18 protein-coding genes and 1 riboswitch are annotated in these 17,992 nt (G+C 33.1%); of the genes, 3 read left to right on the top strand and 15 right to left on the bottom strand.

Annotated features, from left to right (window positions below; genetic code table 11):
* Nucleotides 1–48: 48 nt before the first annotated feature.
* The 7 genes from rho to RR554_RS03745 all read right to left on the bottom strand — a co-directional run bounded on the left by rho (nt 49) and on the right by RR554_RS03745 (nt 6,916).
* Complete coding sequence (gene rho, locus RR554_RS03775) at nt 49–1,320, bottom strand: transcription termination factor Rho (RefSeq protein ID WP_332462518.1); 1,272 nt, start codon at nt 1,318–1,320, stop codon at nt 49–51.
* A 4-nt stretch (nt 1,321–1,324) separates the two neighbouring features.
* Nucleotides 1,325–2,590: a UDP-N-acetylglucosamine 1-carboxyvinyltransferase gene (locus RR554_RS03770; protein ID WP_332462431.1), complete on the bottom strand. Its 1,266-nt coding sequence runs from the start codon at nt 2,588–2,590 to the stop codon at nt 1,325–1,327.
* Nucleotides 2,591–2,781: 191 nt separating this feature from the next.
* Nucleotides 2,782–3,648: a class II fructose-bisphosphate aldolase gene (locus RR554_RS03765; protein ID WP_332467446.1), complete on the bottom strand. Its 867-nt coding sequence runs from the start codon at nt 3,646–3,648 to the stop codon at nt 2,782–2,784.
* A gap of 154 nt (nt 3,649–3,802) precedes the next feature.
* Nucleotides 3,803–5,278, bottom strand: a complete 1,476-nt coding sequence (locus tag RR554_RS03760; protein ID WP_332467445.1) for an aldehyde dehydrogenase family protein — start codon at nt 5,276–5,278, stop codon at nt 3,803–3,805.
* 132 nt (nt 5,279–5,410) lie between these two features.
* Entirely contained in the window at nt 5,411–5,743 is a 333-nt protein-coding gene (locus RR554_RS03755) for a DUF1622 domain-containing protein (protein WP_332462434.1), read from the bottom strand.
* A gap of 54 nt (nt 5,744–5,797) precedes the next feature.
* Nucleotides 5,798–6,394: a DNA-directed RNA polymerase subunit delta gene (gene rpoE, locus RR554_RS03750; protein WP_332462435.1), complete on the bottom strand. Its 597-nt coding sequence runs from the start codon at nt 6,392–6,394 to the stop codon at nt 5,798–5,800.
* 84 nt (nt 6,395–6,478) lie between these two features.
* On the bottom strand, nt 6,479–6,916 hold the full coding sequence (locus tag RR554_RS03745) for a DUF1934 domain-containing protein (RefSeq protein WP_332467444.1): 438 nt from the start codon (nt 6,914–6,916) through the stop codon (nt 6,479–6,481).
* A gap of 143 nt (nt 6,917–7,059) precedes the next feature.
* On the opposite strand from RR554_RS03745, the gene RR554_RS03740 reads away from it, so the two are divergent.
* From RR554_RS03740 to yidA, 3 genes are read left to right on the top strand one after another with little or no spacing between them, the layout of a single operon-like run.
* Nucleotides 7,060–7,908 carry a lipoate--protein ligase family protein gene (locus RR554_RS03740; protein WP_332467443.1) on the top strand — a complete coding sequence of 283 codons (849 nt, stop codon included), beginning with the start codon at nt 7,060–7,062 and terminating at the stop codon, nt 7,906–7,908.
* Nucleotides 7,908–9,263, top strand: a complete 1,356-nt coding sequence (locus RR554_RS03735; protein ID WP_332462438.1) for an HD domain-containing protein — start codon at nt 7,908–7,910, stop codon at nt 9,261–9,263. Before RR554_RS03740 ends, RR554_RS03735 begins: the two co-directional genes overlap by 1 nt.
* Before the next feature lie 13 nt (nt 9,264–9,276).
* Nucleotides 9,277–10,089, top strand: coding sequence for a sugar-phosphatase (yidA, locus tag RR554_RS03730; protein WP_332462439.1), 813 nt, complete (start codon nt 9,277–9,279; stop codon nt 10,087–10,089).
* Between the two features lie 161 nt (nt 10,090–10,250).
* On the opposite strand, the gene guaC is transcribed toward yidA, so the two are convergent.
* From guaC to RR554_RS03690, 8 genes are all read right to left on the bottom strand, one after another.
* Nucleotides 10,251–11,228 carry a GMP reductase gene (gene guaC / locus RR554_RS03725; protein ID WP_332462440.1) on the bottom strand — a complete coding sequence of 326 codons (978 nt, stop codon included), beginning with the start codon at nt 11,226–11,228 and terminating at the stop codon, nt 10,251–10,253.
* A 166-nt stretch (nt 11,229–11,394) separates the two neighbouring features.
* Entirely contained in the window at nt 11,395–12,147 is a 753-nt protein-coding gene (locus tag RR554_RS03720; RefSeq protein WP_332462441.1) for a hypothetical protein, read from the bottom strand.
* A gap of 12 nt (nt 12,148–12,159) precedes the next feature.
* Entirely contained in the window at nt 12,160–13,026 is an 867-nt protein-coding gene (locus tag RR554_RS03715) for an ABC transporter ATP-binding protein (protein WP_332467442.1), read from the bottom strand.
* Nucleotides 13,027–13,044: 18 nt separating this feature from the next.
* Entirely contained in the window at nt 13,045–13,962 is a 918-nt protein-coding gene (locus tag RR554_RS03710) for an aldo/keto reductase (RefSeq protein WP_332462443.1), read from the bottom strand.
* A gap of 17 nt (nt 13,963–13,979) precedes the next feature.
* Nucleotides 13,980–14,615, bottom strand: a complete 636-nt coding sequence (locus tag RR554_RS03705) for a GntR family transcriptional regulator (protein ID WP_332462444.1) — start codon at nt 14,613–14,615, stop codon at nt 13,980–13,982.
* Between the two features lie 30 nt (nt 14,616–14,645).
* Nucleotides 14,646–15,773, bottom strand: a complete 1,128-nt coding sequence (locus RR554_RS03700) for a 5-(carboxyamino)imidazole ribonucleotide synthase (RefSeq protein ID WP_332467461.1) — start codon at nt 15,771–15,773, stop codon at nt 14,646–14,648.
* Between the two features lie 264 nt (nt 15,774–16,037).
* Nucleotides 16,038–16,613: a xanthine phosphoribosyltransferase gene (locus tag RR554_RS03695; protein ID WP_332462445.1), complete on the bottom strand. Its 576-nt coding sequence runs from the start codon at nt 16,611–16,613 to the stop codon at nt 16,038–16,040.
* A gap of 57 nt (nt 16,614–16,670) precedes the next feature.
* Nucleotides 16,671–16,768, bottom strand: a riboswitch (purine riboswitch).
* 27 nt (nt 16,769–16,795) lie between these two features.
* Nucleotides 16,796–17,992 (bottom strand): glucosaminidase domain-containing protein (locus RR554_RS03690; RefSeq protein WP_332467441.1); only part of this gene is annotated, 1,197 nt, incomplete at its 5' end.

The raw sequence follows: 17,992 nt of genomic DNA, 5'->3' as shown, positions 1-17,992 counted from the left end.
GTTATTATACAACATTGCTATTTTAACATGGGTTTTTCAAATTAGCAATTACTTTTTCGTAAAAGATACATCTTTAAATGTCTGATAAAAACGTTCATTATTGTCGGTTTTTTTCAACATTGTTAAAAATTGATTCGTAAAATCTATTGAATCACCTTTCATATGACGGCGTAATTTCCACACTTCTTCTAAGTGCTCAGGTGCCATTAATAACTCTTCTCTTCTTGTACCTGAACGTTTAATATTAATTGCAGGAAATACTCGTCTTTCAGATAATTCTCTTGATAAATGAAGTTCCATATTACCTGTTCCTTTGAACTCTTCATAAATCACATCGTCCATTCGACTTCCTGTATCAACTAAGGCTGTTGCTAAAATAGTTAAGCTTCCGCCTTCTTCAATATTTCTAGCCGAACCAAAGAAACGTTTTGGTCTATAAAAGGCAGCCGGATCAATCCCACCGCTTAATGTTCGTCCACTTGGTGGGATAACTAAGTTATAAGCTCTAGCAAGCTTAGTAATACTATCCATTAAAATGACCACATCTCGCTTGTCTTCAACTAAACGTAGCGCTCGTTCAAGGACTAATTCAACAACACGTGTATGGTTTTCAGGTTTTTGATCGAAGGTTGATGAAACAACTTCACCTTTTACACTCCGCTCAATATCTGTAACCTCTTCTGGTCGTTCATCAATCAAAAGAACTATTAACTCTACATCGGGATAATTTTTACTAATCCCATTAGCGATTTCTTTAATGACACTCGTTTTACCAGCTTTTGGAGGGGCTACAATTAAGCCACGTTGTCCAAATCCAACTGGTGCAAAAATGTCAATCATTCGTGTTGCTAATCGTGTTTTATGCGTTTCAAGTTTTAGTTGCTCTTCTGGATATAAAGCAGTTAACGCTGGAAAGTGAGGTCGCTCTTTGGCTTCTTCTGGATTTTTACCGTTGACTGTTTCAACATGCATCAAGCCGTAGTAACGTTCCGACTCTTTAGGTGGTCTGGCTTTTCCGGCTACTTTATCACCATTTCGTAAACCAAATCGTCTAATTTGTGACGTTGAAATATAGATGTCTTCTTTACTAGATGTGTAGTTAATAGGTCTTAAAAAACCATAGCCATCTTGAGAGACGATATCTAAAACGCCTTCCATCATGAAGAATCCTTGTTTTTCCGCTTGTGCACGGATAACAGCTAAAGAAAGTTCTTTTTTATTCATTTGACTATAATACGGAATTTTGTAGTCTTTTGCATAAGTATAGATTTCTTTTAATGTTTTGTTCTCTAACTCGCCCATCGTTAAATAGTCGCGCATAAATTTACTCACTTTCTTCCATTCGGATATCTGCCCCTAAGTCAGTTAATTTACCAATGATATCATCATAACCTCGCAGAATATTTTCTACATTTGAAATTTTAGTTGTTCCTTCAGCCATAACTCCTGCAATAACAAGACATGCACCAGCTCTTAAGTCACTTGCAGACACTTCAGCACCTTTAAGCTGTAACTCTTGATTACCATTAAGGACAATCATATTACCTTCAACACTAGCATCAGCCCCCATGCGAACTAGTTCAGGAATATGATTCACACGTTGCTCATAAATAGTATCAGTAATAATACTTGTACCATTTGTTAATAATAGTAATGGTGTAACAGGTTGTTGTAAGTCAGTTGCAAATCCTGGATAAGGAACAGTTGTGACGTTTACTGCTTTTAAATGTTCCGAAGGATGTACCGTAATTGAATCTTCTTCAATTGTCATTTTAACGCCCATCTCTTGCAATTTAGCGATAAAGCTTTCTAAGTGTTCATGGATAACGTTTTGAACCTTCACTCCTTCACCATAAGCTGCTGCTAATGATAAATAGGTTCCAGCTTCAATTCTATCTGGAATAATTGAATGACGGCAGCCATGTAACTCTTCCACGCCATCAATTCTAATTTCGTTTGTACCTGCGCCACGAATTTTTGCACCCATATTATTTAAAAGGGTAGCTACATCGATAATTTCTGGTTCTCTTGCCGCATTTTCAATTACAGTACGTCCTTTTGCTTTAACAGCTGCTAACATAATGTTGATTGTAGCACCAATAGATACCATATCTAAATAAATACGTGTTCCTACTAATCCTTCTTCAGCTTTCAAATAAGTTGCACCGTATTCAGTTGTCACAGTTGCACCTAATGATTCAAAACCTTTTTCATGTAAATCAATTGGACGAGGACCTAGGTAGCAACCACCAGGTAAGCCCACAACTGCTTCGTTGAATTTACCTAAAAGAGCGCCCATGAAATAATAAGAAGCTCTTAAACTTTGAATCTTGCCACTTGGCATTGGTGTTGATTTCATATTAGTTGGGTCTATTTTCATGCGATTATTTTCAAATGTCACACCGACACCCATTAATTCTAGAATTTCTTTTAACGAGTACACATCTTGTATATCAGGGACACCTTCTAAAACAACTGGAGAATCTGCTAAAATTGCTGCTGGAATTAAAGCCACCGCACTATTTTTAGCACCACTTATTTTAACTTCGCCTTTTAATTTTTTTCCACCATTAATAATCATTTTTTTCATTATGTTTTAATTTCCTCACTTTATTCTTTAAAAAAGCTGCTTGCCTTAAAAGCAGCAGCTACACTATCTATTTTTATTAACCAATAGTATTTTACCACATAATGTCTAGTAAAAAAAGATTTAGATGCACTTCATCAAGGGAAACAAAAAAAGCAACTGACGAATCAGTTGCTTTTTCACAAACATTTTAATTATGCTTTTCCGTTTGAACCAAACCATTCAATACGTTGTTTAACTAACTCTGTTACAGCTGTAAAGCCAGGAGCTAATAATTTACGAGGGTCAAAGCCTTTTCCTTCAAGGTCTTTTCCTTCTTCAATATATTTACGTGTTGCTGCTGCAAACACTTCTTGACATTCAGTATTAACGTTAATTTTTGAAACGCCTAAAGAAATAGCTTTTTGTACTTGATCTAAAGGAATACCAGAACCACCATGTAATACTAATGGTTTACCATCAGTTACATTAGCAATAGCTTCTAATGTTTCGAAGCTTAATCCAGTCCAGTTTTCAGGGTATGAACCGTGAATGTTACCAATTCCTGCTGCTAAGAAATCAATACCTGTATCAGACATTGCTTTACATTCAGCTGGATCTGCTAATTCACCAGTTCCAATAATTCCGTCTTCTTCTCCACCAATGCTTCCAACTTCACATTCTACAGAAACGCCTGCAGCGTGAGCTTTAGCAACAACTTCTTTTGCTTTTTCTAAGTTTTCTTCAAATGGTAAATGAGAACCATCAAACATAACTGAAGTATATCCAATTTCGATACATTTTAAAGCATCTTCGTATTCACCATGATCTAAATGTAAAGCTACTGGTACAGTGATTCCCATTGAATCGATTAAATCTTTTACGATGTCATAACACATTTGGTAGCCGCCCATATATTTAGCTGCTCCCATTGATGTTTGGATCATAACTGGAGAGTTAGATTCTTGCGCACCTTGTAAAATTGCTTTTGTCCACTCTAAATTGTTTGTATTAAAAGCGCCAACTGCATATTTACCTTCTCTAGCTTGTTTTAACATTTCTGCTGCTGATACTAATGCCATAATTAATTTCCTCCTAATTTTTGGGTAATGATTTTTTTAGAATTACTTAACTAACACCGTTATTTTAACAGATTTTTTGAAAATTTGCTAGTCAAATCACAAATTTTACTGACTATTTTCTGAAAACTTTTCCATTATTCACAAAGCTTGGTTTTTAATACAAGCCAATCGGATTTTCGTTTGTGTCAATATAAATATTTTTAGATTGTGTGTAGCTATCTAAAATTGCTTTATGTGTTTCACGACCAATTCCTGACTTCTTGTAACCACCAAATGGGCTACCTGCTGGAATTTGATTGTAAGTATTTACCCAAATACGTCCAGTCTCAATACCGCGACCGACTTTAAGAGCCGTGTTGATGTTACTTGTCCAAACACCTCCACCAAGGCCATAATCAGAATCATTAGCCATCTCAATAACTTCTTCCATTGTTTTAAACTTAATAACAACAGCCACTGGACCAAAGATTTCTTCACGTGCAACTTCCATGTCATTAGTAACATCTGTTAATAATGTTGGTGCCATATAACAACCATTACCCAATGCACCACTTAAACGTTTACCACCAGTTAAGATTGTTGCGCCTTCTTTTTGACCATTAGCAACAGCTTCTTCTATTTTTCTAATTTGGCTTTCATTGACTTGAGCACCCATTTGAGTGTCTTCTTTCCAAGGTTCACCAACAGTTACTGCTTCAAATTTTTCTTTTAAAGCTCCAACAAATTTATCATAAATTCCTTCTTGAACAAAAATACGAGAACCAGCACAGCAAACTTGCCCTTGGTTAAATAGAATACCTAACTGAGCTCCTTCAACAGCCTTTTCAAACGGCATATCATCAAAGAAAATATTAGCAGATTTCCCGCCTAATTCTAGTGTTGCTGGAATCAATCGATCTGCAGCAGCTTTAGCCACGTTATAACCAATTTCAGTTGATCCTGTAAAGGCTAGTTTATTGAAACCTTCATGATGTAACATGTATTCGCCTGATTTAGACCCTTTACCTGTAATTAAGTTTAAAACACCTTTTGGTAACATTGGGCCAATTAATTTAACCATCTCTAATAAACTTAATGATGTTGATGACGATGGGTGAATAACAATTGTATTTCCTGCAGCTATAGCTGGTGCAATTTTCCAAGCTGCCATTAAAATTGGAAAATTCCAAGGAATAATTTGTCCGACAACACCAATTGGTTCCCGAATAACAATACTCAAGGTATTTTCATCAAATGCAGTTGCTGATCCTTCTTCACTACGAATCACACCTGCAAAATATCTAAAATGATCCGCACACAGCGGCACATCAACAGTTGACGTTTCTCTAATTGGTTTACCATTATCCATCGATTCAACCAATGCTAAATGTTCCATATTTTCATCAATCACATCAGCAATTTTTAATAATAAATTACTGCGGTCAACAAGTGACCAATTACGCCAGTCAACTAATGCTTTTTGAGCTGCAACAACAGCATCATCCACATCTTCGTCTACTGCATCTATAAAACTTGCTAATTTTTGACCAGTTGCTGGAGAGTAACTATCAATCGTTTTATCCCCTTTTCCATTGGTCCACTTACCATCAATATACAATTTATAGCTTTCATCTAGTTTTAAATCAACCATTCTATCTATCTCCTTCTATATCTTTTTTAATTTGGTATAGATGTAATTGTAAGCGTTTCTCAAAAAAAATACAAGTGTTTTTGTGAAATAAAAAAAGCTTAACCATTTCTTCAGGTTTAAGCTTCTTCCACACTATATTTCAGTACTTTCAATTTCTTTGCCTAAAAAGTAAGATATTGCTGTTCGAATAACGACAATACCTGCAAGAATTAATACATCTTCAACAGATGGGTTTAAAATAGTTTCAATGATGTCTGAAGCAATTAAAACTTCTAAACTAAGTAAAATATACGATCCTAAATAAATTTTCACATAATTATTTTTCTTTGAAGTTTCCATTCTGTCTTCATGTCTTAACTCATTTTTGAAAAAATCAATGGCTGCTTTTCCAACACCAAACAGTAGAATAAGAACTGAAAATGCATTCAATGCTAAAATAATATAGTTAACAACACTATGTAACATTGTTTTTCCCTACTTTCCAAAAAAAAGAGCACCTAAAAAGATGCTCCTTTACTTTTACTCTTCTTCTTCTTCGTCTTCTTCATAAAGATCATCTTCTAAATCATCTTCATCAACGATAGTTAAACCTTCAGCTTCATCATCTTCATCGTCGCTATCTGCGCCAATTTCTGATAAGTCACTTGTGTATTCTTTAATTTCTTTTGTTTCATCTTCTTCTTCATCATACAATTCTTCATCATCTTCATCATCATGGATATCTGAATCTTCAGGATCGTCATCGTTATAATCAATAGCATCTTCATCTGTTGCGATAAAGGCATTAACTTTTTTACGTTTTTTACGTCTTACTGTATCGTCTTCATCTTCATCAATTCCTGATACTTCTTCATCAATTGAGTCAATTGGATACCATGAACGTAATCCCCAACGATTGTCTCCAAGAGAAATGAAACTACCATCAATATTTAAGTCTGTATAAAATTGAGGTAAAACATCTCTGATTTCACTATCTGCTTTTTCTAAATAATTTTGAATTTGATTGACTAAATCTGAAAAATCCATAATATCGCCACGTTCAGCTAAAATAGCATGCGCTACTTCAATCATTGATATCTCATTTTTATTCATACCCTCGAAAGCTTTAAATTCCAACTGGCACACGTCCTTTCACAGTCTACTCTTTATAATACAATAAGTCGCAATTCAATGCAATTCAAATCTAACATTTTCCACAAGCTATGCGGTAAAACTTAATTCCAAATGATATACGCCTAATTTTTCTTCCCCACCGTATAAATCATAATCAATTAAAATATTACCTGAAAATGGACGATCTTTTAAACTAACGCGTATATTATTAGTAAAGGTTCTAATACCCATTGTGCCAAAAGGGGTTTGATAATTTGTTTCTAGTTCTTTTTGATAATCAAATTTCAACCTCATGCGAACTTCACCAGCACGAATCAGTTGAACACTTCCATCTGGTAAAACTTTCATGGTTACAGGAACTGGCTGTTCAATTCCTTCCATGACTTCATTATAACGAATGTATAGAGCTTCACCGATTCTAACGACTTGACCTTCTTCTTCAAAAAAGTATTCTTTTAATTCATTTTGTTGGAATACTTCTGTTTTAACTTTAATAACTACGGGAATTGATTTTCTTTCTTCCATATGAACACCTACATCTTTATTTTATTATCTCTATTTTCCTTGGTCTGAAACCTTTTGTCAAATATTCAACTCAACTCTTTTTCTTTATTACTTCTCTCATTCTCATGTATAATAATAACAAATACATTTTTAGGAGTTTTTTTATGATAACCAAAGAAGCTATTTTAATTGATCAAATAAATATACCACATAAACAAAGCTTGGAGCCATTTATCTATACAGATCTTTTGGCTGAATATGCTGGAAATAAACATGTTTCTTTCTTCCATTTTTGGAACATGACAAATGAAGTCATATTAGGAATGCAAGATACTCGAGTTCCTTTTTTAGAAGATGCGGTCAATGAAATTATAAAAAATGACTATCACGTAGTTGTCAGAAATTCAGGAGGACTTGCTGTTGTTGCTGATGAAGAGATTTTGAATGTTTCTATCATCATTCCTCAACCTCAGGAAAAATACTCTTTTTCAATTGATGATGGGTATTTACTCATGAAAGAGCTCATTGAAGCGTCCCTTAAAGAATACAATGTGTCGATTGATGCATTTGAAGTTAGCGACTCTTATTGCCCAGGGGATTTTGATTTAAGTATTAATGGTAAAAAATTTGCCGGTATCTCGCAACGACGAATAAAAAAAGGTATTGGCATTATGATTTATTTAAGTGTCTCAGGAAATCAAAACCATCGCGGTGAAATGGTAAGGGACTTTTATCAAGCTGGACTAAAAGAAGATTTTGGAAAAAATAACTTTCCACCGGTTAACCCAAATTCAATGGCAAACTTATCTGATTTATTAAATGTAGATTTAACTGTTGCTTCATTAAAAGAAAAAATGATTCACGTCATTAATGAACGCTATCACCTATCATCAGAAGCAAAAGAAACTTTTTTAACCTATCAAACAACAACTGATTTTAAAGAAAATTTTGAAAAACAACAACAACGAATGATTCAACGAAATGACATAATCAATTGGAGTGAAACGGTTTAATGACAATAGAAAATAAATTACCTATGGAAAAAGTCTTTCGCGACCCTATCCATAATTACATCCAAGTAGAACACCAAACAATTCTTGATTTGATAAATTCAAAAGAATTTCAACGCTTGCGTAGAATTAAGCAATTAGGGACAACCTCTTTTACATTCCATGCTGCAGAGCATTCTCGTTTTGGGCATTCTCTTGGCGTTTACGAATTAGCTAGACGAATCTGTCATTATTTTGACCGCCATTTTCCTATTAAAGATGATCCTATTGACGGTTGGGATGACAATGAACGCCTAGTCACTCTTTGTGCAGCTCTATTGCATGATGTGGGACATGGACCTTATTCTCATACTTTTGAAGGCATATTTGATACAAATCATGAAGCCATAACCGTTGAAATTATTAAGTCAGACACAACAGAAATCAATGAGATTTTGAGTCGTGTCTCTTCTGACTTTCCAGATAAAGTTGCAAGTGTTATTAGCAAAGACTACCCAAATAAACAAGTTGTTCAACTCATCTCTAGTCAAATTGACGCTGACCGGATGGATTACTTACTTCGAGACGCTTACTATACAGGAACAGAATATGGCACATTTGACCTAACACGTATTTTAAGAGTTATTCGCCCCTATAAAGATGGTATTGCGTTCCACGCTACTGGCATGCACGCTGTTGAAGACTACATTGTCAGTCGTTATCAAATGTATATGCAAATCTATTTCCATCCAGTTTCACGAGGAATGGAAGTTATTCTTGATCATTTACTTAACCGAGGAAAAGTGCTTTATGCTGAGGACAGTGAGTTTTTCGAAAATCATTCACCTCTTTTGATTCCTTTTTTAAAAAATGACTACTCACTACAAGATTATTTGAAATTGGATGATGGGGTATTGAATACCGCCTTCTTATCTTGGATGGACCATCCAGATACAACCTTAAGCGATTTAGCTAAACGTTTCTTACATCGCCATCCCTTTAAATCAGTGACTTTTAATGAAAAAACAGAAGAAAAAATCGATACTTTAAAAGAATTGATTGAATCAGTCGGTTATGATGCCAAAAATTACACAGCGATTAATTCAAGCTATGATCTACCTTATGATTTTTATCATCCAGCTGAAAATAAACACCGAACACAGATTGAACTAATGGAAGGTGACGGAACTTTAGTCGAATTGTCCAAAGCAAGTGACTTAGTGGCAGCCCTTGCTGGTCAAACAAAAGGTGATCAGCGATTCTACTTCCCAAAAGAAATGCTTGCAACTAAAGACGAGGGCCCCTATACTTTATTTGAAGAACAAATTATTACGTTTAACAATATGCTTCATAATGGAGCAATTAAAGAGATAAATTAAGGAGTGTTAATAATTGGCAATTAAATTAGTAACAATCGATATTGATGGAACATTACTAAATTCTGATCGTAAAGTAACACCAGAAGTAAAAGAAGCCATCCAAAAAGCAACCAAACAAGGTGTTAATATTGTCTTAGCAACAGGTAGACCAACTATTGGTGTCATGCCATTAGTAAAAGAATTAGGTCTTGATAATGAACACGGATTTATCATTACTTATAACGGAGCCATGATTCAAAATGCCGGTACTCAAGAAGTCCTTATTCAGCATCCTCTTCCTTTTGAAGATTATTTAGATGTAGAACTATTAGCTAGAAAATTAGGCGTACATTTCCACGCTCAAGACAGCCAAAGTATGTACACTGCCAATCGTGACTTAAGTGAATATACTATCCATGAAGCTGCCTTAACAGGAATTCCAGTCCGCTATCGCGCTATTTCTGAGATGACTCCTGATATGAAAATCATCAAATCGATGATGGTTGATCACGAAGATATACTTGATGAAGCAATCAAAAATGTTCCTGCTAGCTACAAGGAAAAATTTGCTATGGTTAAAAGTGCTCCTTTTTACTATGAGATTTTAAATAAAAATGCGACAAAAGGGGAAGCTACTAAAGAATTAGCAGCATTACTTAATGTGAAATCAGATGAAGTCATGGCAATTGGTGATAACGAAAACGACTTGTCTATGATTGAAGTAGCAGCCATTGGCGTTGCAATGGGAAATGCTGTTCCAGTTGTCAAAGAAGCTGCTGACAAAATTACAAAAACAAATGATGAACACGGTGTTGCTCATGCCATTAACGAATGGGTTTTAAAATAAGTGAGAAAAAAGGCAAAAATCAAAATAAGATTTTTGCTTTTTTTATTTTAAATAACGTTAAAAAATTTTTTAACATTTATTTTTAAATTAATAACAAAGATAAAAAAACAAAACAGCTATTCCGTTTTGGAATAGCTGTTTTAATATATTTACACACTTTTTTAAAAAATGTCTCCATTAAAAATAGAATTTTTTACAATAACGTAATCCACTTTACGAATTGCATCTATATCTTTTCCACCTGCATAAGAAATTGCTGATTGTAAATCTTGTTGCATTTCAGTTAATGTATCTTGTAAATTACCACGATGCTCAATCAAAATTTTCTTACCTTCAACATTTTTATGTTCACCTTTTTGATATTCAGATGCACTACCAAAATATTCTTTGTATAGTTTACCATTTTCTTCTTTTGTTACCCCAGGAGATTCTTCATGTCCTGCAAACAAAGAACCAATCATGACCATTGTTGCACCAAAGCGAATTGATTTAGCAATATCTCCGTGAGTTCGAATTCCTCCATCAGCAATTAAAGGCTTTCTTGCCGCTTTACTACATCTTCTTAAAGCTGACAACTGCCAACCCCCTGTACCAAAACCAGTTTTTAATTTTGTAATACACACTTTTCCAGGTCCAATTCCCACCTTAGTTGCATCAGCGCCAGCATTTTCTAACTCTCTAACTGCTTCAGGTGTGCCAACATTTCCAGCTATGACAAACGTCTCTGGAATATATGTTTTTAAATGTTTAATCATATTAATCACAGCATCAGAATGACCATGAGCAATATCGATTGTCACATAATCAGGAATATTTTTTTCATCAGCCAATCGCTTAACAAACTCATACTCATTTGGTTTAACCCCCACACTAATTGAGGCAAATAAACCTTTTTGATGCATGTCTTTAATAAATGAAGAACGGCCCGCTTCATCAAAGCGATGCATAATATAAAAATAACCGTTAGAAGCTAAATATTCAGCCACATTTTCATCAATAATTGTCTGCATATTGGCAGGAACTACTGGCATTTTGAACTCTCTTTCACCTAATTTTACTGTAGTTACGCACTCTGAACGACTTTCTACAATACATTTGTTAGGTACTAATTGAATATCTTCATAATCAAAAATCTTCATTTAACTTCCTCCTAGATGATAAAAGCAATATTTTGAGAGCAAAATCCGAATATTAAAAGTTTTTCATCCCTTTATATTTTGCATCCTATGATAATCTACCTTAAACTCAAAAAAAAAGCAAGACATATGATAATAATCTTGCTTAGTTTCTTTCGAATGTTCGGTTTTATAGATTCTGTTTCTTCATAACAGAAAGAGAAGCGAGTGCGACTCCTATAGATATTAACATTAAAATTAAATTTTTAAAAAGAGACATACCTGTTTGACTAAAATTCATTGATGAAGGAATCAAATCTAGAAAATTGATTACTAATGATTGAACCATACTAAAACCAAAGTAAACAAGTATCGTTAAATTTCTTCCCTTCATAATAATGGTTGCCGCTGATATCAAAATAAGCGTATTAATATATGAGTTAATAAAACTCAAAGACATACCAAAAATACTAAGATGATTCACATTAACATATTTCAATAAATCATTAAACATTTGAAGCATTCCAGTTGATTGCGTTGCTTTTAGCAAAACAATAAATCCTGGAATAAAAACTAACACAAACGTTACACAAAATGACCAAAGAAGAGTAGCTCCTATTTTTGAAAAAAACAGGCGGTTTCTATTAACACCTGAAGCAACTAACATTGCCATTACATCGTTTTTATAATCCATTGACATTAAATGAAACGGATATAAAAACATAAAAGCAAAATTAGCCAAAATGGATAAACTAAAAAATAAAACAAAAATTCCGAAAAAAGTACTCTCTGACTCGCTTAATGTTTGAGCGTGATCAATTAAATAAACTAAATAAACGGTTGTACAAATATTGATAATAGCTAAAATGGACGTAGCAATTAAGTATTTTTTATCTCGCATATACTTAAATAATTCCATTTTGAATATTAATTTTGCATTCATCTCTTCGCCCCCCTAATTCAAGTTGCCATCTAAAATATTAACTTTAGCTAGCTCCGTAATTTCGACATGTTGTTCGGTCAATGTTTTCTTCACATTCAACCAACGTTCATCTTGAATATTTAGGCGAATAATACCAGTCTCAAGTACTTGATAATAATAATTAAAACTTTCCAAAATCACAATAAGCGCCTCTTGATTGGTCGTTTCAACATCTCTTACCATTTTTTGAGAAATATCTGATAAATCAATATGACGATCAAGGCGACCTTTTTTAAGAATATAAACTTCCTGACATAATGATTCAATATCATTTCTAACATGACTTGAAATAATTAGCGTCATCCCTTTTTGTGTCATTTGCTTCAAATAAAATTTAAACCACGTCACCGTTTCATTATCCAAACCTCTAAATGGCTCATCTAAAATGAGAATTTTTGGATCATGAAGTAAAGCGATTAACAAAATTAATTTCTTTACCATTCCGTACGAATAAGTTTTCACTTTACTGTGTAAGTACTCAGATATTTCTAATTCGATTGCTAATTTTTCAGCCTTTTGCGCATCAAAATTACCGCGAAGGCTTGAAAAATATTCAATATTAAACCATCCTGTTCGATCTTTATAAACAGAAATACCATCTAGGACAATTCCCACATTACTTAAAATACTATTATCTTCTTTTACAAACACGCCACCAATGGAAACTTGACCTTGATAGTCTCCAATAATATTAGTAATACATTTAAAAAGAGTTGTCTTACCAGCTCCATTTGGACCAATAACTCCGTAGGCTTTTCCAGCTTCAAAAGTTAATTCATCAATATTTAATACTTCTAAAACACCGTACCTTTTTACAACATGACTTACTTTAACTTCCATAGTTTCCCTCTTTTTTCTTTATAATAAGTGATAGCCACTTGCTTGATATAATTGGTACCAATCTTGTCTTGAAAGTTCTATCTCACTTGCTTTTGCAATATCTTTAATTCTTTGTTGATTCATCGTTCCAATAATTGTTTGAATATTCGCTGGATGACGATTAATCCAAGCTGTAGCAATTCCTGTATCTGTCACACCATATTTCTCAGCCATTTCGTTAATCACTTGATTTAGCGACTCAAATTTAGGATTTCCTAAAAAGACGCCATCAAAATAACCATATTGATAAGGTGACCATGCTTGTATCGTCATTTCTTTTAGCCTTGAATACTCCAGTATACCACCATCTCGGTGAATGCCAACCTCATTCTCCATATTATTATTCATACCATAAGCAACCATACCAGCATGTTTTAATCCAAATTGAAGTTGGTTCACGACTAATTTCTGGTTAATATGTTTTTGAAGTAACTCTATCTGCATCGGTCCATGATTACTTACACCAAAGTAACGTACCTTACCACTGCTCTGAAGACTGCTGAAAGCTTCTGCTATCTCCTCAGGCTCCATCAAACTATCTGGTCTATGAAGTGCTAAGACATCCAGATAATCGGTATCCAGGCGTTTTAATATACCATCAACACTTGCCAATATATGCTCTTTTGAAAAATCATAAAATCCATCGCGTATACCACATTTCGATTGAATCATGATACTTTCTCTATCTAACTTTAATTCTTTAACAGCTGCTCCAAATAACTTTTCAGAATCACCTTCACCATAAATATCTGCATGATCAAAAAAGTTTATGTTATTTTCTAAACAAGTGTTAATCACAGAAGTTGTTTCGTTTAAACTTAAAGAGTTCATCCTCATGCAGCCTAATGCTATTTGAGGAACGTTAAGACTTGTTCCACCTAAAGAAATTTGTTTCATTTTCATCACACCTTCGTTTAAAATTGTTGATCAATTAACTCTAAATTAACTCGGTTAAAAAAAACTCTAACATCTTTTCTTGCTAACTCAAATTCTTTCTTTTCTAAGTGACTAAATAAACTCACAAAACAACTAACTAATTCATCATAAAAATAATGGGGTGATGCATTTGGAAATGCGACATAATGCAGCTGTTGAAAATTTTTCAAAATGATTTGTTTGATGACTTGATTATCAAGTTTAACTAAGAATAATTCTAGTAATTCTAAAAAGATAACTTGTTTTTGTAACAAATCAGACTCTCTTTTAAGTATGTTAATTTTTTTAGTTGCTTCTTTAGAATTAATTTCTGAACGCTTAATTTGTAGTTGAAATAAATAATTTGAAAGTAATAGTTCAAGTAGTTGCGTTCGCTCAACAAATTCCTCTGTAGAGATAATTTGTTTTTTTACAACAACTCCTCGATTCGTTACTTTTTCTAAATACCCTTCTAAAATTAAACTATTAATCGCTTCTCTAATTGGTGTGCGACTAATATTTAATTCATTTGAAATATCTTGTTCCACTATTCTAACGTCATTTTCCCATTTTCCATCTTCAATTTTTCCTTTGATAAAATCATATGCCTTCTGCTGCATTCTACTTTTCTTCACTGTCATTCCATCCTAATCCTATAAGCTACACTAATTATCTATTAATCCTGTGTTTTTAATATCTTGAATCGTTTCCTCTAAATTTTTTGATAAGACAGTTACATGTCCCACTTTAAATACCGCAGCATTTTCTGGGTACTGATAAAAATGGTAATGCCACTGCTTTTTACTCCCTATTAATGATTCGACCAATTTTTGATTTTCTTTAGTGATATTAAACGTAACTGCAGGTTTAAATTGCTCAATTTTAGGTAACGGCCAATTAAGCAGTCCTCGAATATGAGCATCATATTCAGAAAAATCACAGGCATCAAGCGTATAGGTACTTGATTCATGAGGTCTTGAAGATATTTCATTCACATATAGGTTGTCCTCTTCAGTTAGGAAAAATTCAATGCCTACAACACCACTTACACTTAGCTCTGAAGCAATAACTTTAGCTATTAACTCCATTTGATTAATAATTGCCTGATCTAAATCAAGCATCTCCATTGGCGCTTTCACTTTTTTTAGTTGCCCATTATTATAATGAAAAGTTTCCACTACTGGAAAAAGTGTATATTCCCCATTTTGATTAATCGCGATTGTCACAAATAATTCTTTTCTTAAAGGTACTACTGCTTCCACCATACAAACACCTTGTTGAATTAATGGCACTGCCAAATTTACGTCCTCTTCAGAATTAATTTTAACGATAAACTCCTCTTCTTGATACCTTCTAGTACTTTTTACTAAGCAAGGATACCCTACAGTGTTTGCCGCTTCCTTGATATCTGAAATAACTACTGCAGTGGCATAGGGTGCAATATTAATCGAATGATTATCTAAAAATTCTCTTTCAATTAATCGATCCTGTGTCACAGATAAACCAAATGTTCCTTGCGGTAGCAAGACATACTCTTTCAAAAAATCCAATGCATTGACATCGATATTTTCTGTTTCATAAGTAATAACGTCACACCTTTTTGCAAAATCAATCAACGCACTTTCGTTATTGTAATCTGCCAATATATGCCAATCAACAATTTGTGAAGCAGGACAGTTTTCCATAGGATCCAAGATACCTACTTTAAATCCTATTTTTTTAGCAGACATTACTAACATTTTACTAATATGTCTACCCCCAATGATACCAATTGTACTACCCGGTAAAATCATTTCCGACAACTTTTCTCACTACTTTCTCCAGTTCAAATTAAACCAATTGTAATTATGTATTAATAGTATCAATCTGTGTATAGACTGTAAAGCCAAAAATCTCTAGAGCATCATTCTTTTCAAACAAAAAAAAGCAATTGATCTTCTTGATCAATTGCTTTTTCATCTTCTATGTCTAAAATATTATTCAATTTTTGCTATTAATACGCAATTTATATCAATTGAGAAAATAACTCTAACTACAAAATTTTTATCATTATTTTTTTATTCTTCTAAAAAGTGAACTTTATTGTCTTCCAAAGAAGTAATCCTTGCTAAAGAATCAACTATATACCCTTTTTCTTCAAGTAAACTACGACCATTTTGAAAGGCTTTTTCAATCACGATATTTATGGCTTCTACACTAGCACCTGCTTGACCACATAATTCAACCAAACCAAGTGCAGCCTGTCCATTTGCTAAGAAATCATCGACTACTAGGACATTATCATTTGACGTTAAAAATTTAGTTGAAATTGAAATTTGATTTGTCGTTTGTTTAGTAAAAGAATAGACACTTGCTGTTAAAAGTTCCGTTGTCATTGTTAAACTTTTTTGTTTACGAGCAAATATAACAGGTACACCGAGTTCTAAGCCTATAAAAACGGCAGGAGCAATTCCTGAAGATTCAATAGTTACAATTTTAGTAATATTTTTATCTCGGTATTTATCTGCGAATTTTTTTCCAATCAAACTCATTAATTCTGGGTCAATTTGATGGGTTAAAAAACTATCCACTTTTAACACGTCTTCTTTTAATACAGTACCTTCATTAATAATTTTTTCAAACAATTCTTTCATTATTATCCTCCTTAAAATATAAAAAAACCCATCTTTACGTAAGTAAAAATGGGTACTAAATAACCTATTTTTACTTATAGATCAATGTTTAAGGCATTGAGTAGAAACGATTATCCATATTATAATCATATATAAGTAGTGTTTATTTATTATTTAAACTAAAAAAGGCTTAGTGGCCTTTTCTAGTTTTTTGTTACTTGATATTTAACAGGTTTTTCTAGACTTTCCGATAATTTATCAGTCATTGTTTGACCAATTTTATTCAGCATGTCTATATTTTCTGTTTTTTTCTTTGTATCTTTCTTTGCTTTAACCACTTTAACTGGTTTCTTTTGTTCTACTTTTTTATCAAAATCCTTTAAATCATATGTAGCTATTAAAGAATTTAATTTTTTGTGATAATGTCTGTCTTCTTTTTTCTGAGCTGTCATATAAGCCGTTACTTTTTTATAAGTATCTTTTTTAGATGTTGTCATTTCTTCATAGACATCTTTATCTTTTTTGACTTCTGCAACATGGTCTTCGATTGATTCTTTATAAGAAGGATATTCTTTATAAGTAACTTTCTCTAACTTAGGGCCTTTTTTCGTTTGTTTCACTGTGTCAACTTCAACACTTTTTTCTTTATAAGAGCCTTTAGTTAAGAAGATATTATTTTTTTCAGCTAAAATATTATTTCCAGAAGTACTTTGAATAATAGCATCTGCAATTAGAACTGACGCATACATATCATTTTTAGCAGCTATTTCTTTAGCGTCACCTGAAATTTCTTTAATGAACGCTTCTGTTTTTTTAGATTTTTTCATCTTTTGCTCGACTGCTTTTTTCTGATCATATTGGGTTAAGTTATATGTTTCAATTAATCCATTCAATTTATCATTGTAACGTGTATCAGTAGCATATCGACCTGTTAAATATTTTGTTGCATCTTTATACGAATCAGTATTTGATTTCCAAGCTCCTTGATAGAATGTCGATCTACCAGATGTTCCACCTGTCATTAAAGTTGCATAATCTTGAAGTGATTCTTTATAACTTGGATATTTTCTAAATTTAGCAGAGATAGTATACATACCACCTTTACCATTATCCTCTAATGTTGGCATTTGGACATACTCACCTTCAAAAGAGCCTTTAATCCCAAACAAATTATAGTTTGGACTTCTAGAAAGACCACTATTACCAGAGCCACTTTCTAAAATAGCTTGTGCAATCATTACTGAGGCATATAAATCATTTTTTTGACCGATTTCTCGAGCAGACTCGCCAACTTCTTCAATGAACTCAGCTGTTGACTGATTTCTTGTGTATTTAATTGGTGTTGAATCTTTTTTATCTGATTTATTGATAATTTTTCCTAAAAGATCATCGTCCTTTTT

It is taken from the genome of Vagococcus sp. (assembly GCF_036639995.1).
Taxonomy (GTDB): Bacteria; Bacillota; Bacilli; order Lactobacillales; family Vagococcaceae; genus Vagococcus.
The sequence above is the reverse complement of the archived record's forward strand: the minus strand, read 5'-3'. Positions and strand labels throughout refer to the sequence as shown.